The 25105-nt window shown below is 69.6% G+C and carries 21 protein-coding genes; 11 read left to right on the top strand and 10 right to left on the bottom strand.

Annotated features, from left to right (window positions below):
* Position 1: 1 nt before the first annotated feature.
* The gene (locus F6X51_RS09765) at positions 2–1099 is read right to left on the bottom strand and encodes a DUF2778 domain-containing protein (protein WP_150963039.1); all 1098 of its coding nucleotides are present in this window, start codon (positions 1097–1099) and stop codon (positions 2–4) included.
* Between the two features lie 306 nt (positions 1100–1405).
* Between F6X51_RS09765 and F6X51_RS09760 the strand changes: the two genes are divergently transcribed.
* A complete protein-coding gene (locus F6X51_RS09760) occupies positions 1406–1612 on the top strand; it encodes a hypothetical protein (RefSeq protein ID WP_150963038.1) in 207 nt (68 codons plus the stop codon).
* Between the two features lie 56 nt (positions 1613–1668).
* Here F6X51_RS09760 and F6X51_RS09755 read toward each other — a convergent pair whose 3' ends face one another.
* Positions 1669–2571, bottom strand: coding sequence for a ketopantoate reductase family protein (locus F6X51_RS09755; protein ID WP_150963234.1), 903 nt, complete (start codon positions 2569–2571; stop codon positions 1669–1671).
* Positions 2572–2700: 129 nt separating this feature from the next.
* On the bottom strand, positions 2701–3435 hold the full coding sequence (locus tag F6X51_RS09750) for a DUF3750 domain-containing protein (protein WP_150963232.1): 735 nt from the start codon (positions 3433–3435) through the stop codon (positions 2701–2703).
* Between the two features lie 429 nt (positions 3436–3864).
* Here F6X51_RS09750 and F6X51_RS09745 point away from each other — a divergent pair, with 429 nt between their 5' ends.
* From F6X51_RS09745 to F6X51_RS09735, 3 genes are all read left to right on the top strand, one after another.
* Entirely contained in the window at positions 3865–9672 is a 5808-nt protein-coding gene (locus F6X51_RS09745; RefSeq protein WP_150963037.1) for a HAMP domain-containing protein, read from the top strand.
* Positions 9669–11768, top strand: a complete 2100-nt coding sequence (locus tag F6X51_RS09740) for a response regulator (protein ID WP_150963036.1) — start codon at positions 9669–9671, stop codon at positions 11766–11768. Before F6X51_RS09745 ends, F6X51_RS09740 begins: the two co-directional genes overlap by 4 nt.
* Before the next feature lie 78 nt (positions 11769–11846).
* Positions 11847–12788 carry a hydroxyacid dehydrogenase gene (locus F6X51_RS09735; protein WP_150963035.1) on the top strand — a complete coding sequence of 314 codons (942 nt, stop codon included), beginning with the start codon at positions 11847–11849 and terminating at the stop codon, positions 12786–12788.
* A 103-nt stretch (positions 12789–12891) separates the two neighbouring features.
* Here F6X51_RS09735 and F6X51_RS09730 read toward each other — a convergent pair whose 3' ends face one another.
* Positions 12892–13086, bottom strand: a complete 195-nt coding sequence (locus F6X51_RS09730; RefSeq protein ID WP_150963034.1) for a hypothetical protein — start codon at positions 13084–13086, stop codon at positions 12892–12894.
* Positions 13087–13322: 236 nt separating this feature from the next.
* Positions 13323–13895, bottom strand: a complete 573-nt coding sequence (locus tag F6X51_RS09725) for a MucR family transcriptional regulator (protein ID WP_150963033.1) — start codon at positions 13893–13895, stop codon at positions 13323–13325.
* Between the two features lie 185 nt (positions 13896–14080).
* Here F6X51_RS09725 and F6X51_RS09720 point away from each other — a divergent pair, with 185 nt between their 5' ends.
* The 4 genes from F6X51_RS09720 to F6X51_RS09705 all read left to right on the top strand — a co-directional run bounded on the left by F6X51_RS09720 (position 14081) and on the right by F6X51_RS09705 (position 17926).
* Complete coding sequence (locus tag F6X51_RS09720; protein ID WP_322098523.1) at positions 14081–14497, top strand: hypothetical protein; 417 nt, start codon at positions 14081–14083, stop codon at positions 14495–14497.
* Between the two features lie 212 nt (positions 14498–14709).
* The gene (locus F6X51_RS09715; protein WP_150963032.1) at positions 14710–15198 is read left to right on the top strand and encodes a winged helix-turn-helix transcriptional regulator; all 489 of its coding nucleotides are present in this window, start codon (positions 14710–14712) and stop codon (positions 15196–15198) included.
* Between the two features lie 8 nt (positions 15199–15206).
* Positions 15207–16346, top strand: coding sequence for an HlyD family secretion protein (locus F6X51_RS09710; RefSeq protein WP_150963031.1), 1140 nt, complete (start codon positions 15207–15209; stop codon positions 16344–16346).
* Positions 16343–17926 carry a DHA2 family efflux MFS transporter permease subunit gene (locus F6X51_RS09705; protein WP_246696727.1) on the top strand — a complete coding sequence of 528 codons (1584 nt, stop codon included), beginning with the start codon at positions 16343–16345 and terminating at the stop codon, positions 17924–17926. Before F6X51_RS09710 ends, F6X51_RS09705 begins: the two co-directional genes overlap by 4 nt.
* A 124-nt stretch (positions 17927–18050) precedes the next feature.
* Here F6X51_RS09705 and F6X51_RS09700 read toward each other — a convergent pair whose 3' ends face one another.
* Both F6X51_RS09700 and F6X51_RS09695 read right to left on the bottom strand, forming a co-directional pair.
* A complete protein-coding gene (locus F6X51_RS09700; protein WP_150963030.1) occupies positions 18051–18581 on the bottom strand; it encodes a cupin domain-containing protein in 531 nt (176 codons plus the stop codon).
* Between the two features lie 269 nt (positions 18582–18850).
* The gene (locus F6X51_RS09695) at positions 18851–19075 is read right to left on the bottom strand and encodes a hypothetical protein (protein ID WP_150963029.1); all 225 of its coding nucleotides are present in this window, start codon (positions 19073–19075) and stop codon (positions 18851–18853) included.
* 239 nt (positions 19076–19314) lie between these two features.
* Between F6X51_RS09695 and F6X51_RS09690 the strand changes: the two genes are divergently transcribed.
* Complete coding sequence (locus F6X51_RS09690) at positions 19315–19560, top strand: hypothetical protein (protein WP_150963028.1); 246 nt, start codon at positions 19315–19317, stop codon at positions 19558–19560.
* 144 nt (positions 19561–19704) lie between these two features.
* Here F6X51_RS09690 and F6X51_RS09685 read toward each other — a convergent pair whose 3' ends face one another.
* On the bottom strand, positions 19705–21039 hold the full coding sequence (locus F6X51_RS09685) for an LLM class flavin-dependent oxidoreductase (protein ID WP_150963027.1): 1335 nt from the start codon (positions 21037–21039) through the stop codon (positions 19705–19707).
* A gap of 481 nt (positions 21040–21520) precedes the next feature.
* Between F6X51_RS09685 and F6X51_RS09680 the strand changes: the two genes are divergently transcribed.
* Complete coding sequence (locus F6X51_RS09680) at positions 21521–22225, top strand: spermidine synthase (RefSeq protein ID WP_150963026.1); 705 nt, start codon at positions 21521–21523, stop codon at positions 22223–22225.
* Between the two features lie 151 nt (positions 22226–22376).
* The gene (gene rsgA, locus F6X51_RS09675; RefSeq protein ID WP_150963025.1) at positions 22377–23393 is read left to right on the top strand and encodes a ribosome small subunit-dependent GTPase A; all 1017 of its coding nucleotides are present in this window, start codon (positions 22377–22379) and stop codon (positions 23391–23393) included.
* Positions 23394–23426: 33 nt separating this feature from the next.
* On the opposite strand, the gene F6X51_RS09670 is transcribed toward rsgA, so the two are convergent.
* The gene (locus F6X51_RS09670) at positions 23427–24365 is read right to left on the bottom strand and encodes a LysR family transcriptional regulator (protein ID WP_150963024.1); all 939 of its coding nucleotides are present in this window, start codon (positions 24363–24365) and stop codon (positions 23427–23429) included.
* Positions 24366–24569: 204 nt separating this feature from the next.
* Positions 24570–25034, bottom strand: coding sequence for a nuclear transport factor 2 family protein (locus F6X51_RS09665; RefSeq protein WP_150963023.1), 465 nt, complete (start codon positions 25032–25034; stop codon positions 24570–24572).
* Positions 25035–25105: the final 71 nt, after the last annotated feature.

Genomic DNA, 25105 nt, shown 5'->3' with positions numbered 1-25105 from the left:
CCTAGCGGTCCAGGAGCCCGAAGAGGCGGGTGCCGGCCGGCGGGCCATCCTGTCCGCGGCCGGCGACGACCACGAGGCGCTGCACCTCGCCCCGCAGGAAGGCCTGCAGGAAGCGGTCGTAGTTGCGGAACGAGACGCAGCCGTTCGAGGCGCCGCTCGGTCCGAGCATGTAGGTATGCGCCAGGAGCCCGTCGCGTCCGTGGATGGCGCCGCTGCCGCCGACCGGGTTCAGGCGAATCGCCCGCACCCCGTGGAACAGGGCCTCGCGCTCCCGCAGGTCGTAGGTGCCCGGCGGCGTGGCGCCGCGCATCCGCAGGTGGACGTAGCGGGGATCGTCCATGCTGGCGCCGAGCCCCGAATGCGCCTCGAGCTGCTCGCCGTTCGGCAGGTACACCCGGCGCGCGCTGATGTCGTAGATTGCCGTGTTCGCCGCCACCGGCGGCACCGGGCTGGGGCTGAGCCGGGCGCGCGGCGTCGGATCGAGGCCCTCGCTGCCGACCCCCGCATAGGCGAGCGCCGTCGCGGGGGCGCGGGGCTCGACGCCGAACAGCTTCTCGACGAACGACCGGTCGTCCGCCACGGCGGCCCGGAACACGCTCCGGGTCGAGGGCGACACCGCCCGGCCCGCGAGGCGCGGGGTCTCGGGGACGGGCCCGCGCCGGAACTCCGGGGGCCGCGGCACCGGCATCGGGACTGTCTGCACGAGGCGCGCGGGCTCCGCCGCCGGCACCGGAAGCGGCGCGGCGGCGCTCCGGATCGGCTCGGGCCGCGGGGCGACGGCGGGGCGGGGCTCCTCCGCTGGCCGGAGCGCCGCGAGGAGCGGCGCGGCGCGGCTCAGGGTGCCGGTCCGCGCTCCGAGCGCCGGCACCGGATCGAGCATCCACGCGACGCTTCCGGGCGGCTTCGCGGCGGGCTTGTCGGCCGGGACCGCCGCCGGGAGGCTCGCGAGCGAGACGACCGGGCGGGTCGGGTTCGCCGGGAGCAGGATCGCCCAGGCGCAGAGGCCGACGGCGCCGGCGGTGATCGTCAGGAGCGGCCCGCCGAGGCGGCGGCGCGGGGCGCGGGTGCGGCGGGCGGACGGGTACGCGACGTGGGACATGCGGGCGCTACTCGGATACGCGTTCCCGCACGGGCGCTCTCCGCCGAGCGCGCGGATCCGACGAAGGACCGCGCGATCGCCGCCGAGGCTGGACCGGCCGTGGAGGGAAGAATCAACCTTAACTGCCTGCTATTCAGCGGCATCTTGGTTAATCTTGATTGAAGCGGGCCGGCCGTCGCGCTGCTCCAGAGCGACACGCCCGGGCCGAGAGGACAGGCCCCGCGCGGCCGCCGCCGGAACGGTCCGGCACGGCCGGTCCGGTCTCACGAGGCCTCCCGCCGGGGCGGACGAACCGAGGTGACCCCGATGGATACGCCCGACGACCTCACCCAGGCTCGGATCCAGGCGATGGAATACCTGATGCAGATCACGCTGCTGCGCCTGTTCCGGGCCGGGGCGCTCGACCGCGACGCGCTCATCGGCGAGGCCCAGCAGGCCGCGGCGGGGATGCAGGTGGCGCCGGCGGAGCGGCCCGTCGGCGAAGCGCTGGCGCGGTTTCTCGCGGAGCTCTGAGGCTGGGATCGAGGCTCGGGCCGCATCGCGGATGCCCGGCCCCGCCCCCGGAGCGGTCAGGCGGCCGCGGTGCCGCGCGCCTCCGCCAGCTTGACCAGGGTGTGCAGCACGCGGTTCGCCGGCGTCGGGATGCCGAGTTCGACGCCCCTGCGAAGGACGAAGCCGTTGAGGTGGTCGATCTCGCTCGGCTTGCCGCGGGCGATGTCCTGGGCAGTCGAGGAACACTGGTCCGGCATCGTGGCGGCGAGGCCGAGCACGGTCTCGAGGATCGCGTCGGGGAGCCGGATGCCCGAGGCCCGCGCCACCGCGCTGCACTCGCTGACCACCGCCCGCATCACCTCGGCGACGCCCTCCGCTTCGATCAGGCGGCCATAGGGCCATTGCGTCAGCGCCGAGAGCGCGTTGTAGGCGCAGTTGACGATGAGCTTGCCCCACAGGGCCTGCCGCGCGTCGTCCGAGACCGTCGTGGGGATGCCGGCGGCGCGGAACGCCTCCGCGATCCGGGCACTCCCGGGGGAGGCGCCGATCAGTAATTCGCCGCGGCCGTGGTGCCGGACCGCGCCCGGTCCCGTCATCTCGGTCGCCACGTAGACCGCCACCGGAACGACCGACCGGCCGAGCACGGCTTCGAGACGCTCGGCATTGTCGACGCCGTTCTGCAGGCTCAGGACCGTCGCGCCCGGATGGAGGAAGGGCGCCATGGCCCGGCCCGTGGCTTCGGTGTCGCCCGACTTGACGCAGAACAGAACGACGTCGGCCTCCGCGACGCCGTCCGGGTCGCCGGTCGCGCTGACGCCGACGCGCGCCCGGCCCGCCGCGGTGTCGAGGAGGAGACCGCGCTCCCGCATCGCCACCACATGATGGGGCCGTCCGATCAGCGTCACCGGCAGGCCGGCACGCGCCAGGAGGGCGCCGAAGTAGCAGCCCACGGACCCGGCCCCCATCACGGCGACCCGCATCGTCGTCTCGTCCGCCATCGAGGCCGTCCCTTCCGGCGCCATCAGCGTGCGCGCAGGTGCCGGCATGTCCCGGACCCGCGGCCCGCGCAAGCCAAACACCCGCGCGCGGCGTGGCGGCTCGGCTTCTGTCTAGACGCCGAAGCGGCCGAGGGCCGGGAGCTTCACCGCGGGACGGCGGACATCGAGGCCGGCGACCGCCCCGAGGATGTTCACCTCGAGACCTTCGACCCAGCCGAGCGTCAGGCCGAGATAGCCCCCGAGATTGACCCGGACGCCGGTGCGCGACGGCGTCAGCCCGATCCAGCGCCCGTCATAGGGGAAATCCTTGCCGATCGCCGTTGCGGGCAGGCTGGCCCGCATCTCCGGGACGGCACTCATCACGGCGGCCACGAAGGTGTTCGAGTTCGGCCCGGGCCAGGCGGTGTAATCGCCCGGATTGGCGAAGCGGTAGCTCCGGATGGTGTCGCGGATGCGCGGGACCATGCGCTCCGCCTCGGCGCCGTCGGCCGCGGAGACGATCTCCGGGACGCTGCCGAACCAGCGTCCGTCCGGCACGAACCGATCGACCCAGATCGGCTGGCCCCAGGCCGTGTAGTCGAAGCGCTGGTAGTCGCGCCCGCCCGCCTCCTTGATGACGATCCAGCTATGGGTCGCCACGATGCCGCGCCAGCTGACGGTTCTGGCCGAGAAGATGCGTACCACCGCGCCGGCGTGCCCCGAGGCCGGCGGCAACAGGCCCGTGCTCGACCGGTCGGCCGAGCGCCAGTCGCCCCGGTTCTGGCTGACATAGAGCGCGGCGGAGACCGCGACCGGCACGATGAACACGAGCGCGAACGCGACGAGAAAGATCTTCAGCAACGGAATTCCGGGAGTCCGAGTGTGAGCCCCGGATGTGGGGGCGGTGTCCCGGTTCCGCGAGGGCCCTAGGGGCGATCGGCCGCGTCGGATCACCCTTCCGCGATGAAACGGGCTCGTTTCGATGAAGAGCCAGCGGCGAGCGTTATCGATTGCTCGCGTCCAGACATCGAAACAGGATCGGTGCACCGTCGAGCAATTCAGGATTTGGAAATCGGTGCATAGGAACGTATTCGTCCTGGCCGATCGATGATAGTGCCTGTCGAAATGCTGTAGCGTGCGCTGCTGCCAGCGCCTAGTAAGCGACGGTTCACATCGGCGGTGCTAGTCGACCGCAAAAATTCGGCAGCGGGCGGCAGGTTCGCCCGTGCCACATCGCTGGGTGGGGACGGTCGCTTCGCGCGCCCGGGCTCGCGGATCTTCGGAAGGTGCGTTCGCATGACGGCAGCAACCCTGCAGTTGGAGCCGAAGCTCCTCCTGAAAAGCCTGCGCGCGTTCCGAAAGGGTGATTTCTCGGCGCGCCTGCCCCTCGACCTGACAGGGATCGACGGCGAGATCGCCGAAGCTTTCAACGACATCGTCGAGCTGAACCAGGGGCTGGCGCGCGAGCTCGACCGGGTGGCCCGCGCGGTCGGCAAGGACGGGCGGATCGGCGAGCGCGGCAAGCTGCCGTCGGCGACCGGCGGTTGGCACGACTGCGTCGACTCGGTCAACACCATGATCGGCGATCTGGTCCAGCCGACCACCGAGGTCGCTCGGGTGATCGGAGCTGTCGCCAAGGGCGATCTCGGCCAGACCATGCAGATCGAGATCGAGGGGCGTCCGCTCCGGGGCGAGTTCCTGCGCATCGGCAAGGTCGTCAACACGATGGTGGACCAGCTGAACTCGTTTGCGTCCGAGGTGACGCGCGTCGCCCGCGAGGTGGGCTCGGAGGGCAAGCTCGGGGGGCAGGCGCAGGTCAAGGGTGTCGGCGGGACCTGGAAGGACCTCACCGACAACGTGAACCTGATGGCCGCCAACCTCACCGGGCAAGTGCGCAACATCGCGGAGGTCACGACGGCTGTGGCGAACGGGGATCTCTCGAAGAAGATCACCGTCGACGTGAAGGGCGAGATCCTCGATCTCAAGTCGACCTTCAACACCATGGTGGACCAGCTGAACTCCTTCGCCTCCGAGGTGACGCGCGTCGCCAAGGAGGTGGGCTCGGAGGGAAAACTCGGGGGCCAGGCGCAGGTCAAGGGCGTCGGCGGCGTCTGGAAGGATCTCACCGACAACGTGAACATGATGGCCGAGAACCTGACAGGCCAGGTGCGCAACATCGCGGAGGTGACCACCGCGGTGGCCCGCGGCGACCTCTCGAAGAAGATCACCGTCGACGTCAAGGGCGAGATCCTCGCCCTCAAGCTAACCATCAACACGATGGTGGACCAGCTGAACTCCTTCGCCTCCGAGGTGACGCGCGTCGCCCGCGAGGTCGGCACCGAGGGCAAGCTCGGGGGCCAGGCGCAGGTCGAGGGTGTCGGCGGGACCTGGAAGGACCTCACCGACAACGTGAACATGATGGCAGCCAACCTCACCGGACAGGTGCGCAACATCGCCGACGTCACCACGGCGGTGGCCAACGGCGACTTGTCCAAGAAGATCACCGTCGACGTGCGCGGCGAGATCCTGGAGCTGAAGAACACCATCAACACGATGGTGGACCAGCTGAACTCGTTTGCCTCGGAGGTGACGCGCGTCGCCAAGGAGGTGGGCTCGGAGGGCAAGCTCGGCGGACAGGCGCAGGTTCGCGGGGTAGCCGGCACCTGGGCCGACCTCACCGACAACGTGAACCTGATGGCGGCCAACCTCACCGGACAGGTGCGCAACATCGCCGACGTCACCACGGCGGTGGCCAACGGCGACTTGTCCAAGAAGATCACCGTCGACGTGAAGGGCGAGATCCTGGAGCTGAAGAACACCATCAACACGATGGTCGATCAGCTGAACTCGTTTGCCTCGGAGGTGACGCGCGTCGCCAAGGAGGTGGGCTCGGAGGGCAAGCTCGGGGGCCAGGCGCGCGTCGAGGGCGTCGCCGGCACCTGGGCCGATCTCACCAACAACGTGAACCTGATGGCGGCCAACCTCACGGGCCAAGTCCGCAACATCGCGGACGTGACCACCGCGGTGGCGAACGGCGACTTGTCGAAGAAGATCACCGTCGACGTGAAGGGCGAGATCCTGGAGCTGAAATCGACCATCAACACCATGGTGGATCAGCTGAACTCCTTCGCCTCCGAGGTGACGCGCGTCGCCCGCGAGGTCGGCACCGAGGGCAAGCTCGGCGGACAGGCGCAGGTGAAGGGCGTCGGCGGCGTCTGGAAGGGCCTGACCGACAACGTGAACATGATGGCGGCGAACCTGACCGGACAGGTCCGCAACATCGCCGACGTGACCACCGCGGTGGCGAACGGCGACCTCTCCAAGAAGATCACCGTCGCGGTCGAGGGTGAGATCCTGGAGCTGAAATCGACCATCAACACGATGGTGGACCAGCTGAACTCCTTCGCCTCCGAGGTCGTGCGCGTCGCCCGCGAGGTGGGCATCGAGGGCAAGCTCGGGGGGCAGGCGCAGGTCCGCGGCGTCGGCGGGACCTGGAAGGACCTGACCGACAACGTGAACATGATGGCGGCCAACCTCACCGGACAGGTCCGCAACATCGCGGACGTGACCACGGCGGTGGCGAACGGGGATCTGTCGAAGAAGATCACCGTCGATGTGCGCGGCGAGATCCTGGAGCTGAAATCGACCATCAACACCATGGTCGATCAGCTGAACTCCTTCGCCTCCGAGGTGACGCGCGTCGCCCGCGAGGTGGGGTCCGAGGGCAAGCTCGGCGGACAGGCGCAGGTCAAGGGCGTCGGCGGGACCTGGAAGGACCTCACCGACAACGTGAACATGATGGCCGCCAACTTGACCGGACAGGTCCGGGGCATCGCCAGCGTCGTGACGGCGGTGGCGCAGGGCGACCTCAAGCGCAAGCTCTCGGTCGATGCCAAGGGCGAGATCGCGGCGCTCGCCGACACCGTCAACGAGATGATCGAGACGCTGGCGACCTTCGCGGATCAGGTCACCAACGTCGCCCGCGAGGTCGGCGTCGAGGGCAAGCTCGGGGGCCAGGCGCGGGTGCCGGGCGCGGCGGGCCTATGGCGCGACCTCACCGACAACGTGAACCAGCTCGCCGCGAACCTGACGACCCAGGTGCGCGCCATCGCGGAGGTGGCCACCGCGGTAACGAAGGGCGACCTCGCCCGCTCGATCTCGGTCGAGGCCTCCGGCGAGGTTGCCTCGCTGAAGGACAACATCAACGAGATGATCCGCAACCTGCGCGACACGACGCTGAAGAACGCCGAGCAGGATTGGCTGAAGACCAACCTCGCCAAGTTCACCCGCATGCTGCAGGGCGAGCGCGACCTCGCCACGGTCTCGAACCTGATCCTGTCGGAGATCGCCTCGCTGGTCAGCGCGCAGCGCGGCGTCTTCTACATGGTCGAGGCGGATGGCGACGAGCCGGTGCTCGACCTCATGGCGAGCTACGCCTTCACCGAGCGCAAGAACCTGTCGAACCGCTACCGGATGCGCCAGGGCCTCGTCGGGCAATGCGCCTACGAGAAGAAGCGCATCCTGCTCACGAACGTGCCGTCGGACTACATCACCATCGGATCCGCCCTCGGCGAGGCGGCGCCCCTCAACATCATCGTGCTGCCGGTCCTCTTCGAGCAGCAGGTCCGGGCCGTGATCGAGCTCGCCTCGTTCAACCGCTTCAGCGAGACCCATCAATCCTTCCTCGACCAGCTCACCGAGTCGATCGGGATCGTGCTCAACACGATCGCGGCCAACATGCGCACGGAGGGGCTCCTCAAGCAGTCGCAGCTCCTGACGAGCGAGCTGCAGAGCCAGCAGGAGGAGCTGAAGAAGACCAACGACCGGCTCGAGCTCCAGGCCGCCTCGCTCCAGCAATCGGAGGACCTGCTCAAGAGCCAGCGCGAGCGCCTCCAGCTGACGAACGAGGAGCTGGAGGAGAAGGCCCGCCTGCTGGAGATCCAGAAGAAGGAGGTCGAGGGCAAGAACCGCGAGGTCTCGAACGCCAAGATCGCCCTGGAGGAGAAGGCCGAGCAGCTCTCGCTCACCTCACGCTACAAGTCGGAGTTCCTGGCCAACATGAGCCACGAGCTGCGCACGCCGCTCAACAGCCTCCTGATCCTCTCCAAGCTCCTGTCCGAGAACCGGGACGGAAACCTCTCCGACAAGCAGCGTGAATTCGCCAAGACCATCAACGCCGCGGGCTCGGACCTGCTCTCGCTCATCAACGACATCCTCGACCTCTCCAAGATCGAGTCCGGGACCGTCAGCCTGGAACTCGGCGACGTCGACCTGCAGGACCTCGTCTTCCATCTCGACCGCAGCTTCCGGCAATTCGCCGAGGAGCGTCAGATCGCCTTCACGATCGACGTCGCGCCGAGCCTGCCGCGGATGCTGCGCACGGATTCGAAGCGACTGCAGCAGGTGCTGCGCAACCTCCTGTCGAACGCCTTCAAGTTCACCGAGCGGGGCGGCGTCACGCTGAAGCTCGCCTCGGCCGAGGGGTCGCCGCTCCGCGCAGGCAGCCAGTGGATCGCCCTCTCGGTCACCGATACCGGCATCGGCATCCCGGAAGACAAGCAGCGCATCATCTTCGAGGCCTTCCAGCAGGCCGACGGCACCACGAGCCGGAAATACGGCGGCACCGGGCTCGGCCTCGCGATCAGCCGCGAGATCGCCCGGTTGCTCGGCGGCGAGATCGTGCTCGCGAGCCGGCCCGGCGCGGGCAGCACATTCACCCTGTTCCTGCCCTTCGAGCCGCCGGCCGCCACCGGCCCGAGCCACGCGGCGATGCCGGCCGAAGGGCCCGCGCCGAACGGGCTGCGGCCACCCTCGGCCGCGATGGCGCTGTCGGCCTCGGCGGATGACCGCCACGGCATCCAGGCGGGCGACCACCTCGTGCTGATCGTCGAGGACGACGCGATGTTCGCCTCGGTGCTTCTGGAGCTCGCCCGGGATCGCGGCTTCAAGGGGCTGATCGCGCAGGACGGGGCCACCGCCCTCGGCCTCGCGCACCGCTACAAGCCCCACGCCATCACCCTCGACATCGGCCTCCCGGACATGGACGGCTGGGCGCTCCTCGACCTTCTCAAGAACGATGTCCGCACCCGGCACATCCCGATCCACGTCATCTCGGTCAACGACGAGAAGAAGCGCGGCCTGCGGGCCGGCGCCTTCGGCTTCCTGGAGAAGCCCGTCGACCGCGACGGCCTGCTGAAGGCGCTCGAACGCTCGAAGGAGTTCATCACGCGGCCCGTGCGCAACCTGCTCCTCGTCGAGGACGACGACAACCAGCGCGCCAGCATCGCGGCGCTCCTCAGCGACGAGGACGTCGAGGTCTGCGGCTTCGGCACGGCCGCATCGGCCCTGGAGGCGATCGCGGGCGGGCGCTTCGATTGCGCCATCATCGATCTCGGTTTGCCGGACCTCGGCGGGGCCGAGTTGATCGAGCAGATCCGCGCGTCCCAGCACGGCGAGGAGTTTCCGATCATCGTCTATACCGGGCGGGAATTGACCGCGGCCGAGGAGCAGCAGCTGCGGCAGACCGCCTCGACCATCATCCTCAAGGACACGCGCTCGTCCGAGCGGCTGCTCGACGAGACCGCCCTGTTCCTGCACCGGACGATCAGGGACGGGCACCGCGACAGCGCGATCGTGGTCGAGCGCGTGGAGCCGGTGGCACTCCGGGGCCGGCGGGTCCTCCTCGTCGACGACGACCTGCGCAATATCTTCTCGCTGACGAGCGCGCTGGAGCAATGCGGCCTCGAGGTCCTGTTCGCCGAGAACGGACGCGACGGGATCGCGCTGCTCCAGGCCCATCCCGGGGTCGATGCCATGCTGGTCGACATCATGATGCCGGAGATGGACGGCTACGAGACCATGCGGGAGATCCGCCGCGACGAGCGTTTCCGCGCGCTGCCGCTCATCGCCGTCACCGCCAAGGCGATGAAGGGCGACCGGGAGAAGTGCATCGAGGCGGGCGCCTCGGACTACGTCTCGAAGCCGATCGACATGGATCAGCTCCTCGCCGTCCTGCGGGTGCAGCTCGAGCAGCGGCGCCAATCCGCCAACGGCGCCGGGCCGGTGCCGGACGGCCCCGGCGCGACGCTCAGGCCCACGCTATGAACGGGTACCGGGCAGGTTCGGCGGCCGGCGAGGCGGCATCGGCCGAACCCCGCGAGGCCGACGCGCAGATCAGAGCCAAGATCCTGATCGCCGACGACGACCGGCGCAATCTCCTGGCGGTCTCCGAGATCCTCGACGAGCCCGGCCTCGAACTCGTGCTGGTGGAATCGGGGGAAGACGCCCTGCGCCACACCCTGCGGGACGACTTCGCGCTCATTCTCCTCGACGTCCAGATGCCGACCATGGACGGCTACGAGGTCGCGACGCTGATCCGCAGCCGCTCGCGCTCGTCGCGCGTGCCGATCCTGTTCCTCACCGCCTATAACAAGGAAGACGTGCACGTCTTCCGCGGCTACTCGGCCGGCGCGGTCGATTACGTCTTCAAGCCGATCCAGCCGCTGATCCTGAAATCCAAGGTTGACGTCTTCGTCGATCTCTACCGCAAGGCGGAGGAGATCAAGCAGAAGGCGGCGGCCGAGAAGGCGCTCCTCCTCGAGAACCTGCGCGTGCGTGGCGAGAAGCTCGAGGCCGAGCAGGCGCTGCGGAGGCGGGACGAGCACCAGACGGCGGTGCTGCGCGGGCTTCCGATCGCCCTCTACACGGCCTCCCCCTCCGGGCCGGCCCGCCGTCTGTCCTTCACCGGGGACGGCATCGCGCGCATCACCGGGTTTGGCCCCGAGGCCTTTGCGGGTCCCGATTTCTGGCGCTCCCGCCTGAACGCGGAGGATCGCGGCCGCGTGTTCGAGGCCCTCGACGCCGCGGCCGGCACCGGGGCGGCGACGCTCGAGTATCGCTGGCGCCACGCGGATGGGACCGAGCGCCACATCCTCGACCAGGTCGTCATCAAGCCGGCCGAGGGCGGGGGCAGCGCGGACGTCTTCGGGATGTGGTTCGACGTCACCGAGCGCAAGGAACTCGAGCTCAGCCTCCAGCACGCGTCCAAGCTGGAGGCCGTCGGGCGCCTGACCGGCGGCATCGCGCACGATTTCAACAACATGCTGAGCATCGTCATCGGCAATCTCGACCTGCTGCAGAGGGCGGTCGGCCCGGACGAGAAGGCGTCCCGGCGAGTGGAGAGCGCGATCGGGGCCGCCGAGCGCTGCGCCGAGCTGACGAGCCGCCTCCTGACCTTCTCGCGGCGCTCGCCGCTTCAGCCCGCGCCCCTGGATTTCGCGACCTTCATGCCCGGCCTGCTGAAGCTCCTGAAGCGCACCCTGAGCGAGCGCGTGGAGGCGAGCCTCGTGCTCGAGGACGACGTGCCGATGATCTGCGTCGATCACGCCCAACTGGAGGCGGCGCTCATCAATCTCGCGGTCAACGCGCGCGATGCGATGCCGGAGGGCGGTGCGCTCAGCATCCGCGTGCAGCGCTCGGACGCGAGTGCGTCGTCCGAGGCGGCGCCGGACGGCTTCGTGCAGATCGCGGTGGCCGACACGGGCACGGGCATGCCCGCGGCGGTTCTGGAGCGCGTCTTCGAGCCCTTCTTCACCACGAAGGAACAGGGCAAGGGGACCGGCCTCGGCCTCAGCATGGTGCACGGCTTCGTCCAGCAGAGCGGCGGACGCATTCAGGTGGAGAGCCTTCCCGGCCACGGCACGACCATCACCCTGGCCCTGCCGATCCTCGTGGCCGGCGAGGCGGCCGACCCGGGGGCGCCGGACCCCTGCTGCCCCCAGGACATGCATGGGGAGGGCCGAACCGTCCTCGTCGTCGAGGACGATGCGGATGTACGGCAGGTGGCGACCTCCGCCCTCGAGATGCTCGCGTTCCAGGTCAAGGAGGCGCGGGACGGGGCCGAGGCCATCGCCATCCTGGAGCAGGATTCCGAGGTGGCGCTCGTCTTCAGCGACGTGAACATGCCCGGCACCATGAACGGTATCGAGCTCGGACGGATCGTGAAGGAGCGCTGGCCGGGGATCGACGTGCTGCTGACCTCGGGATACCTGAAGGACGACCAGGATGTCGGCGACCTTCGCATGCTGCAGAAGCCCTATCGCGCCTCGGAACTCGTGGAGAAGCTCCTGGCCTTCGAGGCGATGACGGCCGAGAGCGGCCGCGCCGCGCGCCGGCGTGCCGTCGGGACATCGTCAGCCTGAACCCGGGCGTCCGGCCGGCCGTCCATGCCGGATTCCGGCATCAGTGACCCGGCGCCGCACGCCGCCAAGGACATCGTCATGCCGAAGGTCGTCATCAGCGAGTTCATGGACGAGACCGCGATCCGCGAGATCCTGTCCGGCCTCGACGCGCTCTACGATCCGGGCCTCGTCGACCGCCCGGAGGCGCTGCGCGATGCGCTCGCGGGCGCGGACGCCTTGATCGTTCGCAATCGAACGCAGGTGCGCGGCGATCTCCTGGCTGCCGCCCCCGCCCTCCGGGTGGTCGGACGCCTCGGCGTCGGCCTCGACAACATCGATGTCGCGGCCTGCAAGGCTCGGGGCGTTGCCGTCTACCCGGCCCTCGGCGCCAATGACGGGGCGGTCGCCGAATACGTGATCGGCACCGCGATGCTGCTCCTGCGCGGCGCGTACGGGGCGACCAGGGAGGTCGCCGCCGGTTCCTGGCCGCGCAACGCCCTCATGGGTCGCGAGATCGCGGGCAAGCGCCTCGGCCTCGTCGGCTTCGGGTCGATCGCCCGAGAGACGGCGCGCCGTGCCGCGGCGCTCGACTTGCGGGTCGCCGCGCACGATCCGTTTCTCCGCTCCGACGACCCGGCCTGGCGGCCCGCCCGGGGGGCCGTCGAGTCGATGAGCTTCGAGGCGCTCGTCGCCTCGAGCGACGTGCTCTCGCTGCACGTGCCGCTGACGGAGGAGACGCGCGGGCTGATCGATGCCGCGGCGATCGGCCGGATGCCGGCCGGCGCGATCCTGATCAATGCCGCCCGCGGCGGCGTCGTCGACGAGGAGGCCGTCTCGGCGGCCCTCCGGAGCGGGCATCTCGCCGGGGCGGCCCTCGACGTCTTCGTCGACGAGCCCCTGGCCGCCGCGGCCGGCGCCCGCTTCCGCGACGTGCCGAACCTGATCCTCACGCCGCACATCGCAGGGGTCACGCAGGAATCGAACGTCCGCGTCTCACGGGTCATCGCGGAGGCCGTTCGCCGGCACCTGTCCGAGGGCTGAAGGCTCGCGCGGGACCCGCGCCGCTGGCGGTTTGCCGGCGTCACCGACGTGCCCGCAATCTCAAGACATGCCGGTCGGCCCCGACCGCAGGCGTCCGGGCGTGTCAGAGCCGCCGGTCGAATTCCAGCTGCCGCATCAACTCGGCCAGGCGGGAATCGATGGGCTCGTCGATCACCGGCTCGTAGATCATCTGCAACTGGCGACCGAGGCGCTCGCGCGTGAGCGCATCGAGCATCGGACCCGGATCGTTCGCGTAGTCCTCGCTCGGACTAGATCTTCTGGGCGCGTCGTCGAGCATCGGATCGGGGATCGCCAGATGTGCGCGCGGCCTGGGGCTCGACGGTGGCCGGCAGCGGGGTGGAGGAACGGGCAGCGGACGCTAACCCTGACGTTGATCGTCCCCAACCCCTCGCGCGCGGCGGAGTTCCCGCCGCAGCCCGAATGTGGCTTGTCTGACACTGTCAGCAGGCGCGAGCCGGTGTCCTTCGTGTGCCCGAGGCACCTTCTGCCCGTTCTCGGGCAGTGCTCGGCGGCTCAGGCTTCGGGGCCGGCTTTGCGGTGGCTGCGCTGTCGGGTGCGCGCGCCGCCGACAGCAGGCGTCGGATCCGCTCCCGACCAGGCGTCCTCGGCTTGCGATGCCTCGGCCGGGGCTTCCTCGGCGCGGGTCATCGGTGCCGGCGTGTTCGAGGCGCTGCTCCGCCGTTGCTGCCCGAGACCGAGATCCCGTGCGAGCTGCGCGCGCCGGGCCGAGTAGTTCGCGGCGGTCATGGGATAGTCGCGCGGCAAACCGTATTTCGCCCTGTAGGCCTCGGCGGTCAGGGCCCGGAGCGTGAGATGGCGCTTCAGGGTCTTGTACGGCTTTCCATCCTCGAAGCTGATCAGGTGGTCCGCCGTGACCGATTTCCGGATCTGCGCCGGACTGGGCCTCACGACGGCGGGTTGCGTGTCCCGTTTCGCGGCCGAGAGTCCGCTCAGGGACGCATGCACGCTCGTGATCAGTTCAGGCAGATCCCGAGCGGGCACGAGATGATTCGAAACATAGACTGATACGACATTGACAGCGAGCCCAACGAAGCTGCTGCGTGTATTCCCATCGCGTCCGGACATTCTTGTTTCTGCCACTGAGCCGATACGGCATTAACTTGCCTCCACCGATGGGAATCAAGGAAGCATTTCGGGATAATCCTTCTTCGCGGGGCCGAAGCGGTCAGATCCGCCGGTTTTTTCAGTGCCGTTGTTCCGCGGCATGGTCCGGGTGGCTCGGCCCCCGCACGGGGGAGAGGGGTGCAGCGATGCGATCGACCGGATTGGTCGAAGGCATCGTGCGCCTGCCGACCATGTCTGCACTGGCAAAGCGTTCCGGCTGGCGCGACCAGATCGGAAGTGACACGGTGACGCTGTCGAGGCCTCCGGAGAAGTTCATGAAATCCGCACATGCAGCGATGTTCTTGAGCGTTCTGGCGATCGGCTGCGCCACGGCCGCGATGGCGCAAAGCGCGCAAGACGTTCCGATCGAGCGCGATCTGCGGCGCGAGCAGCGCATCGAGCGGCGTCTCGATCGCAACAGCCCACCACCGGTCGATCCGAACGTCTCGCCCGACAACCCCGACGGCGTCGTCGGCTTCGACGGTCCCCCGGGTATCCCGGAGGATAACATCGACAGCGGCCCCCTGCCGCCGGGATCGCCCGCCGATGCGGATGACGATTGAACCCTCGGCGACGGACAGCGCGGCGCGGGCGATCCGGGTTCGCTCCGTCTGATCCGCGCGGACCTGCCGGGGGATTGCGGTCCGTCCGGACCTGAGGGCCAAGAGACGACGCGAACGCGGTGTCTGCCTGTCGGAGGGCTGCCGCGTTCCCGTCCCGACCCGCGTGCGCCGTGTCACTTGCATCATGATAGTGACTGCACTAGCTCTTGCGCATGGAACGCAAGAGCTACGGCCACATGCAGTGCCCCATCGCCCGCAGCCTGGAGCGCGTGGGCGAATGGTGGAGCATCCTCATCCTGCGCGATGCCTTCTACGGCCTGACCCGCTTCGACCAGTTCGAGGCGAGCCTCGGCATCGCCCCGAACATGCTGACCCGCCGCCTCAAGGCCCTCGTCGAGGCCGGCATGCTGGAGCGGCGCCTCTATCAGGAGCGCCCGCCCCGCCGCGAATACGTGCTGACCGAGCGCGGCCGCGATTTCCGGCCGGTGCTCCTGAGCCTGCTCGCCTGGGGCAACCGGCAATTCGCACCCGAGGGACGGAGCGTCGAGATCGTCGATCCGGCCACCGGCCGCGGCATCGATCCCGTCCTGGTCGATCGCGAGACCGGGATCCCCTTGAGCGAAAGCGGCATCCGCGTCGTGGCCGGACCGGCGGCGGACGAGGCCATGCGCCGCCACATGTCGCGACGCCCCAACCTGTGAGGCAGACCATGACCGCCGCCGCGTCACCCGGGGAACCACGCGCCGAGGGCGGGGCCTCAGGCACGCATCCGCTGCGCCGGCGGCTGCTGCTTGCCGCGCTCGCCCTCGTGCTGCTCGCGGGCGGCGGCGCCTACGGGCGCTACTGGTGGGCGACGGGACGTTTCCTCGAGACCACCGACGATGCCTATGTGGGGGGTGACGTCACGGTCATCGCCCCGAAAGTGCCGGGCTTCATCGTGGAGGTGGCGGTCGCCGACAACCAGAGCGTCCGTGCCGGCGACCTGCTCCTGCGCATCGACGACCGGGACTTCCGGGCCGCCCTCGCGAAGGCCGAGGCCACCGTCGCGGGGACGGACGCCACGCTCCTCAACCTCGACGCCATGCGCCGCCTCCAGGAGGCCGACATCGCTGGCGCCAGGGCCGAGCTGCTCTCGGCACAGGCCGAAGCCGCCCGGAGCCGCTTTGACTACGATCGCTACCGGCAGCTCTCCGCGAGCCAATACGCCTCCGAGCAGCGCTTCCAGCAGGCGGATTCCGACTTCAAGCGGGCCGATGCCGCCGCCGTCAAGGCGAGCGCAGCGCTGGACGCGGCCGAGCGCCGGCTCGCGGTCATCGACACCCAGAAGGCCCAGGCCCGCGCCACCGGCGACCAGGCCCGGGCCGAGCGCGACATCGCCCGCCTCAACCTCGGCTACACCGAGATCCGTGCGCCGATCGACGGCACCATCGGGAACCGGAGCGCCCGGGCCGGTGCCTACGCGGTCGCCGGCGCGGGCCTGATTGCCCTGGTGCCGGCGCAGGGCCTCTGGATCGACGCGAACTTCAAGGAGAGCCAGCTCGGACGCATGCGGACCGGCCAGCGCGCCGCGATCGTGGCCGACGTGCTGCCGGACGTCACCTTCACCGGCCACCTCGCCAGCCTCGCGCCCGCGACCGGTGCGCAATTCAGCGTGCTGCCCACCGAGAATGCCACCGGCAACTTCACCAAGATCGTGCAGCGCGTGCCGGTGCGCATCCTGCTCGACGGGGACGGCGGCGTCCTCGGGCGGCTGCGGCCCGGCCTCTCGGTGACCGCCACGGTGGATCTGCGCGGTGGCTCGCCCGCGGAGGAGCGCACCGGACCGGCGGTCGCTGCGGCGACCCCGTGAGCACCGGCAAGTCCGCGGCCGGTCCGGCGCAGCTCTCGGACGCGCGCAAGGTCTTCGCCTTCGCGGTGATGTGCGTCGGCTTCTTCATTGCGCTCCTCGACATCCAGATCGTCTCGGCCTCGCTCAAGGACATCGGCGGCGGCCTCTCGGCGAGCCCCGACGAGGTGGCCTCGGTGCAGACGAGCTACCTCATCGCCGAGATCATCGTGATCCCGATGTCGGGCTTCCTCGCCCGGGTGATGTCGACGCGCTGGCTGTTCTGCGTCTCGGCCGCAGGCTTCACGGCCGCCAGCCTGCTCTGCGGCTGGGCCTGGGACATCGAGAGCATGATCGCGTTCCGGGCGCTCCAGGGCTTCCTCGGGGGCTCGATGATCCCCACCGTGTTCACCACGGCCTTCGCGTTCTTCCCCGGCAGGAAGATGGTCGTGGCCGCGGCCACCATCGGCGCCCTGTCGTCGCTTGCCCCGACGCTCGGGCCGACAATCGGCGGCTGGATCACCGACCACTATTCCTGGCACTGGCTGTTCTTCGTCAATCTCGTGCCCGGCCTGTTCGTGGCGATCGTGGTCCCCCGGATGGTGCGCATCGACGAGCCCGAGCCCGCCCTTATCAGATCCGCGGACTGGCTCGGCATCGCCCTCATGGGCGTGTTCCTCGGCTGCCTCGAATACACGCTGGAAGAGGGGCCGCGCTGGAACTGGATGGAGGATCCGACGATCCGCGCGACAGCCTGGACTTCCGGACTCGCGGGGCTCGGCTTCCTCTGGCGCAGCCTTTCCTACGCGCAGCCCATCGTCGACCTCACCGCACTGAAGAGCCGCAACTTCGCGCTCGGCTGCTTCTTCTCCTTCGTCACAGGGATCGGCATCTTCGCCACGATCTACCTCACGCCGCTCTTCCTCGGCCGCGTGCGCGGCTTCTCGGCCCTGCAGATCGGGCTCGCAGTGTTCTCGACCGGCGTGTTCCAGGTCATGGCGATCCCCGTCTACGCCGTGCTCGCCCGGCGGGTGGACCTACGCTGGCTGATGATGTTCGGGCTTGGCCTGTTCGGGCTGAGCATGTGGTCGTTCACGCCGATCACCCACGAGTGGGGCTGGCACGAGCTCCTGTGGCCGCAGGCGATGCGCGGCTTCGCGCAGCAATTCGCCGTCGCCCCCACGGTGACGCTGACGCTCGGCGGCCTCGCACCGCACAAGCTCAAGCTCGCCTCGGGCCTGTTCAACCTGATGCGCAACCTCGGCGGCGCGATCGGCATCGCGGCCTGCGCCACGATCCTCAACGACCGCACCAACCTGCACTTCCTGCGGATCGCGGAGCACCTGAACGCGGCGAACCCCGCCATGACGACCCTGTTGCAGCGGTCGCAGGCCCGGAATGCGGCCCTTTTCGTCGGCGACCCCGCGCACGCGCACGCGACCAGCCTGCGCCAGCTCTGGTCGCTCGCCTTCCGCGAGGCGCAGACCATGACCTACGCCGACGCGTTCGTCGTCATCACCGCCTGCTTCGCCCTCGCCACGGCGCTCGTGCCGCTGATGCGCAAGGTCGCCCCGCCGACGGGGCCCGTCACCGAAGCGCATTGAGCCGCGGGGGCGACCCGATGATCAGAGCCGTGCCTCCGCCCTCCGGTCTCGGCCGGATCGACATTGCGGGCCTCGCCGGCGCGGTGGAGGGCGCCGCTCCGGGCCGCAGCCCTCGCGGAGAGCATCACGGGTGCTTGTGGATCGGGTCGATCCAGGCGACGGCCTCGGGCCGCTCGACGGGCTCGACATCCGGCAGGTTGACCACCACCGCCTCGTTGTCCGAGCGCACCAGCACGCAGTGCAGGGGCTCGTCCGTCGAGGCGTTGATCTCTTGGTGCGGCACGTAAGGGGGCACGAAGATGAAGTCGCCCGGGCCGGCTTCCGCCACGAATTCGAGGCGCTCGCCCCAACGCATCCGGGCCCGGCCCGAGACGATGTAGATCACGCTCTCGAGCGCCCCGTGATGGTGCACGCCGGTCTTGGCGTCGGGCTCGATCGCCACGGTGCCGGCCCAGATCTTCTGGGCGCCGACGCGCGCGTGGTTGATCGCCGCCTGCCGGAACATGCCGGGCGTCTGCGCGGTATTGGGATCGAGCTGGCCCCCCGGGATCACCCGCACTCCGTCGTGCTTCCAGCGCTCCGCGGCGGAGCCGGCGCCGCCGGGCGCGTGGGTCCCTGCGTGCTTGCCGGAATCGGGCTCATCGGAATCATGCATGCATCACATCCTCGCGCCGTAGGTCCCTCCTCTCTTACCGGACCATCGGCGCGGACTGGTAGAGACGCGCCTCGAAGATCGGTCCGATGCGGGGGATCGAGGCGGGGCGCGGAGGGATCAATCGTCCAGGCCTCGCCGGCGACGGTCGTCGGTGGCCGAGTTGCGGCTTCTATGCCGTCCGCCCTGCCCGCAAACGCTGTTTCGGACCCAGGCAGGGGGCGACCCACGGCGGCATCGAAGCCGTGGCGATTGAACCGGCGGAGAGGTTCTCAGGCCGGCAAGGCCTGGAAAAGATAGAAGCCGAGCAGGCGGTCTGCAGCCTCGGCTGCCCTCACGCGGAACCCCGGCTGGCGCGCTTCGTCTGGGTTGAGGGTCCCGCCGAACTCCCAATCCTGCTCTGCGATGAAGATCGGAACCGGGCGACCCTGGCGGATCGCGCAGTGCAGATCCGGCTCGGTTTTCCGGTGGAAGACATTGAACGCACTCGAAGACATGGCAAGTCTCCTGAAGTGATTCGTTGGCGATCTGTGAGATGGATCATGTGAAGGTCTCAAGGTGGAAGCAAGTGAAGAAGCCCGAATTCTGCCGAATTCATGCTTGTGCACCGCAGTACTCGGACGGACAAGGTATAGACTTTGCTCATCGGATTGACATTGAAGCTTGAGCGTTGTCGTCTGTGTTCAGCGCGCGAACCACCCCGCCCCGGAGCCCAACCGTATCGGAGAGCCCATCGATGGATGCAAAGCTGCTGTCGCCCGAGTTTCCCCACACCGTGGTCGTTCCCTGCTTCGACGACGGCCTGGCCGACGTGATGTCCCATGCCTGGCGCCTCGGCGCCTGCGGCGTCGACTGGACCTGGGGGCGTGTCGGCGCCGACAGGCTGCGCTTCTCCTTCAAGCGGGATACCGATGGCGCGGCCTTCCGGCAGTCGGCTGCGCCGATCTCGGCCCACGCGCTCGGGTCGCCCGCGCTCGCCTAGCGTCTGGCCCCTCACCCACCTGCGGCCCTCGCCGCCTTGGTGAAGAGCCCCTCCGTTCCCGGGCCCCCGCGATGATGTCGTCGCGGGGGCTGATGCCGGCCATGCGCCCGAGCCTGAGAGGCCAGGATCCCGGCGCGGATCGACTCAGGGTGCCGATCTCGACCCGTGAGCGGGCGGATGCGAGCCGAGATGGTCGCGCAACGTCCGGCCCTCGTAGTCCGGCCGGAACAGGCCGCGCTTGCGCAGCTCGGGCAGCACCAGATCGATGAAGTCGTCGAGGCCACCGGGCAAGGTCGCCGGCATGATGTTGAAGCCGTCGGCCCCGTTCGCCCGGAAGCGCTCCTCCATCTCGTCGGCGATCTGCGCGGGCGTTCCGACGATCTGCGAATGGCCGCGCGCTCCCGCGATGCGCAGGTAGAGCTGGCGCAGGGTAAGACCCTCGCGGCGGGCGAGGTCGAACATCAGTTGCTGGCGGGACTTCGCGCCGTTGGCCTCGGGCAACTCGGGCACCGGCCCGTCGGGGTCGAAGCCCGACAGATCGAACCCGCCGATCATGCGCTCCAGAAGCGCGAGGCCCACGACGGGGTCAATCAGGGCCTGGAGTTCCTCGAACTTGGCGCGCGCCTCGGCCTCGCTGCGCCCGACGACGGGAAAGAGGCCGGGCATGATCTTGAGGTCGTCGGGGGCACGCTCGAAGCCCGGCATGCGCTCCTTGAGGTCGCCGTAGAATTCCACCGCCTCGGCGAGCGTCTGGTTGGCTGTGAACACGATCTCGGCCGTCCGTGCCGCCAGATCCTTGCCGGGTCCCGATGAGCCGGCCTGCACCAGGACGGGCTGCCCCTGGGGGGTGCGCGAGATGTTGAGCGGTCCCCGGACCTCGAAATGCTTGCCCTTGTGGTTCAACGGCCGGAAGCCGTCCGGCTTCGAGAACTGGCCGCTGTCGCGGTCGATGATGACCGCGTCGTCGTCCCAGCTTTTCCAGAGGCCGAGGACGACGTCGATGAACTCCTCGGCCCGCTCGTAGCGGTCGGTGTGGCGGGCGATCGTGTCGTTGCCGAAATTGGCCGCCTCCGCATCCGTCGCGGAGGTGACGAGGTTCCATCCCGCCCTGCCGCCGCTGAGATGGTCGAGGGAGGCGAAGCGGCGGGCCACGTTGTAGGGCTCGTTGAAGCTCGTCGACGTCGTGGCGACCAGCCCGATGCGGCTCGTGACCGCCGCGAGCGCCGACAGCAGCGTGACGGGCTCGAAATGGGTCGAGCGCGCCGTGCGCTCGCTCGAACGAAGGTTGGTGTCCCGGATGCCGGTGCCGTCCTCGAGGAAAACGAGATCGAACTTCGCCGCCTCGGCGCGCCGGGCCCAGCCGACATAGCGTTCGAGGTTGAGGCCGCCATCGGCCTCGCTGGACGGGTGGCGCCAGCCCGCGATGTGATGGCCGGTGGCATAGAAGAAGGCGCCGAGGCGCAGGGTATCGTGTCTCATCGGATCAATCCGGATGATGCGGCGACCTGCTCCAGATCACGCGCATCGGGTGATGGGCGAACCCATGCGGCTCGGCGGACCATATCCCGCCGGCGCACCGGTCGCGGTTCGGGGCTCGCGAGAACGCGGTGTCCGGATGGGGCTGCGGTCAGGCCGGTCTGTCAAGCGCGATGGCGAGCGACTGCGGAGGCAGACCATCGGTCGAGGCCGCGCTCGCGCGGGTGGAGCTGTAGAAGGCATGTGTCGGCCTTGCGCGGCTTCGGTCGATGAAAGGGATGCCGGAACGTCGCGAGAAAGCCTCTCCGCTGCTGTCGCCGGGTTGGGATCGGGACTCCAAGCCGAGCCTGGCCTGTGGTTTAAGCCTCGGCGGCGAGCGTATCTGATCGCACGTCAGGCTCGGCCGTGCGGCAGGCCGGGTCGCGACGCGGCCGGACCGGGTCCGGTGCGCGGGCAAGCACGGTACGCCACGCGAAGGACAGTCATGGCGATTCCTTGGGTTCATCTCGAGACCGGCTCCGTACCGGGGGAGAGCGTCGCGTTGCGCCTGATGCAGCGCGGCGACGAATTCTCCATCGTGGTCGGAACGGCCGAGCTGATGAACAATCGGGAGCGGGAATCCGAGCGGGCGCTCGCCACGCTCGCCTGCGCACGGCTCGGGGATCGCCCGCGCGCCAGGATCCTGATCGGCGGCCTCGGAATGGGCTTCACGTTGCGGGCGGCTCTCGAAGAACTCGGGCCCGAGGCGCGCGTCGTCGTCGCGGAGCTCGTGCCGGCTGTGACGGCCTGGGCGCGCGGTCCGCTCGCGCCCCTGTTCGCCGGATGCCTGGAGGATCCGCGTGTCGAGCTGGTCGAGACCGACGTGAACCGCCTCATCCAATCGGGCCCGGCCCAGTACGACGCCATCCTGCTCGATGTCGACAATGGCCCCGAAGGAATGATGCGGCGGGAGAACGACCGCCTGTACGATGCCTGGGGTCTCAAGCGGGCGCGTTACGCGCTCCGGCTCGGCGGGATCCTGGGTGTCTGGGCGGGCAGGCCGGACCGGAGGTTCAAGGCACGGCTGCGGCGCTTCGGCTTTGCCGTCGACGAGGTTCGCGTGCGGGCGAATGGTGGCACGAGCGGTCCCCGGCACGTTCTCTGGATCGCGACCCGGGGGGGCGAGGGTCCGGGGCCCGCCCAGCGTTAGGTCATTCGGCCGAACGCAGATCGCGACGGTGCGGTCGCGGCGAACGTCCTGCGAGACCGGGAAACCACCCTTCCGCTCGGCAGTCGAAGGAACAGACCCGCCGGGACACGGCGCGCTGGCCAGGAGCGTGGCGCCGTGTCATGCCGGAGCGGTGACCGATCATGCCGCCGCCCTCGATCCCGCGCCGCCCGCCGGCCTCGGGTGGTCCGACTTCTTCGAGGAGCAGCGCGAGCCCCATGAGGTCGATCTCGCCGCGATGCGGATCGCCACGGTTCACCGCTCCCGCCTGACCGCTTTGGCGCTCGACGGAACCGTCGCGCTGACGCTTCCGGCGCACACCAACACCGGCGATTTCGCCGTGGGCGATTGGGTGCTGGTCGATCCGCACAGCCTGACCCTGCGCCGCCGCCTTGCCCGCAAATCGGTCCTGGAGCGGCGGACCGAGGGCAGCCCGATCCTGCAGCCCGCCGCCGCCAACGTCGACACGCTGTTCGTCGTCACCTCGTGCAACGCGGATTTCAATCCGGCGCGGCTGGAACGCTACCTGGCGCTGGCCAATCAGGGGGGCACGAACCCGGTGATCCTGCTCACCAAAGCCGACACCGTGGCGGACGTGGAGCCCTACCGGCATCGGGCCGCCGCGTTGCAGCGCGGGCTCCCCGTCGTGCCCGTCAACCCGCGTCTGCCCGGAGCCGCGAGCACCCTCGCGCCATGGTGCGGCCCGGGGCAGACCGTGGCGCTGGTCGGCTCCTCCGGTGTCGGCAAATCGACCCTGGTCAACACCCTGGCCGGCCCGGGCCAGGACCAGCCCCAGGAGACCGGAGGCATTCGCGAGCACGACGCCAAGGGGCGCCACACCACGACGTCGCGCTCGCTCCACGCCATCGCGGGGGGCGGCTGGGTCATCGATACGCCGGGAATGCGCACGCTGCACGTCAGCAACGCCGCGCAGGGGATCGAGACCCTGTTTGCCGAGATCACCGAACGCGCGCCCCTGTGCCGGTTCCGGGACTGCACCCATGCCCACGAACCCGGCTGCGCCGTGCAGGCCGCCGTCGCCGACGGCGCGCTGGACCCGGAGCGCCTGAGCCGCTGGCGCAAGCTCGTCGCCGAGAACCGCGACAAGACGCCGGCTCCGACCGGCGCGCGCGGCGGCCGGAAACGTTGAACAAATCATGAGCTGTCCCGCCGCGACCGGAGATCAGGCCGGCGAACGACCGGCTCCGGCATCGGTTGCCGTCCCGGTCGCCTCATTGAGGAGCCGGCTGCCGCGGAGCCGCGACACCGCGAGGTCGACGAATGTCCGCACCTTCGCCGGCGCGTGCCGGCCCTCCGGGTGCAGCACGTGGATCGGCAGCGGCGGCTCCTCGTGATCGGCGAGCACGATCTGGAGGCGGCCCTCGAGCAGGGCGGGACCGATCTGGTAGTGCAGCACCCGCGTCAGGCCCCAGCCCGCCAGGGCGGCGGCGATGCCGGCCTCGTTCGTGTTGCTCTGGAGGGTCGGGTGGATGGTCACGCGCTGGTCGTGCGCGAACCGCCATTCGGGCGAGGCCCAGGCGCCGGTCGAGACCGCGATCCGGTGATCCTTCAGATCCGACGGCCGTGTCGGGACGCCATGCCTCGCGAAATAGGCGGGCGAGCCGCAGACGACGCGGCGGACCGCGCCGACCCTCACGGCCGTCAGGCCGGAATCCGACAGGTGGCCGATGCGGACGGCGACGTCGATGCCCTCCTCGACGATGTTGACCGGGCGGTCGACGAAGAACGTGCGCGCGGACATGGTCGGGTAGGCGTCGAGATAATCGGTCACGACGGGCAGGACGTGGATCTGCCCGAACAGGACCGACGCCGTGACCGCGAGCGTCCCGGAGGGCGTCGCGTACGAGCCCGCGGCGGCGGCCTCCGCCTCGGTGATGTCGGCCAGGATGCGCCGGCAATCCTCGACGTAGCGGCCGCCCGCCTCCGTGAGCTTCACGGAGCGCGTGGTGCGGACGAACAGGCGGGTTCCGATCGCCTCTTCGAGGGCGGCCACCGCGCGCGTCACGGCCGGTGGGCTCATGTGCATGAGGCGCGCGGTCTCGGCGAAGCTCGCGGTCTCCGCGACCTTCGCGAAGATGCGCATGGCCTGCCAACGATCCATGGCCCCTCGCTCCGTCACCCCGGCCGGGATGTCCGCGACATCTCCGACGGCCGCCGTCGGCGCGCTGCCGGTTCACTGCAGGATGGTCGAGCCCGTGTCGAGGCGTTCGGCGCCGCTTGCGTCCGGGGCGAGCGCGCGGGAGGGGCGCACGCGCTCAGCGCGGGTCAAGCGGGACAGGGCGGCGCCGTCCGGGCGAAGGGGCGGTCAGAAGCCGAAGTGGCTGAGCCCCGGATGATCGTCCGGCCGGCGGCCGAGCGGCCAGTGGAACTTGCGGTCCGCCTCCGCGATGGGCAGCTCGTTGATGCTGGAGTGGCGGAAGCGCATCAGCCCGTCCTCGGCGAACTCCCAGTTCTCGTTGCCGTAGGCCCGGAACCAGTGTCCGCTGTCGTCGTGGTACTCGTAGGCGTAGCGCACCGCGATGCGGTTGCCCGCGAAGGTCCAGAGTTCCTTGATGAGCCGGTAGTCGAGTTCGCGGTTCCACTTGCGGGTGAGAAAGGCCTCGACCTCCTGGCGGCCGTTCAGGAACTCGGCACGGTTTCGCCAGCGGGTGTCGGTGGTGTAGGCCAGCGCGACCTTGGCGGGATCGCGGCCGTTCCAGCCATCCTCGGCGAGGCGGACCTTCTCGATGGCGCTCCGTTCGTCGAAGGGCGGCAGCGGCGGGCGGGACATGGCGTTCTCCTCGGGCGAGCTCGGTCGGTGAAGCGGGTTAGACGCAGCGGGACCCGAGTCGCAACCGCCCT

It is taken from the genome of Methylobacterium planeticum (assembly GCF_008806345.1).
In the GTDB taxonomy this organism is placed as follows: domain Bacteria; phylum Pseudomonadota; class Alphaproteobacteria; order Rhizobiales; family Beijerinckiaceae; genus Methylobacterium; species Methylobacterium planeticum.
Note: the sequence above shows the minus strand (reverse complement) of the source record. Positions and strands in the feature narration are given on the sequence as shown.